At 45.8% G+C, this 391-nt stretch carries 1 protein-coding gene; it reads left to right on the top strand.

The features are described from left to right. Window positions 1-66: 66 nt before the first annotated feature. On the top strand, window positions 67-391 hold a 325-nt coding region (locus AC1DUA_RS40895; protein ID WP_477505048.1), incomplete at its 3' end, for an ATP-binding cassette domain-containing protein.

Here is a 391-nt window from a genome sequence, read left to right on the forward strand (position 1 = left end):
GAAGAAAGCCACTCCATACAAGTAGCAGGTGGAGTGGCTTTTCTCTATTTGGAGAGGAGTCATTCGATGAGTGAACATCAGCCGATTTTGCAAATGACGGATATTCACAAACAATTTCCGGGTGTCAAAGCGCTGTCAGGTGTTAACTTCCAGTTGTTCCCTGGAGAGGTTCACGCGCTGATGGGTGAGAATGGTGCGGGAAAATCCACCTTGATTAAAGTTCTTACGGGTGTATATTCCATAGATCAAGGATATGTAGAAATGGATCAGAATCCGATCAAGATCAACAGTCCTTTGGATGCGCAACAAGCAGGAATCAGCACGGTGTACCAGGAAGTCAATTTGTGCCCGAATCTTTCTGTAGCGGAAAATATGTTTATCGGCCGCGAGC

This window comes from Paenibacillus sp. 01T422 (assembly GCF_056398785.1).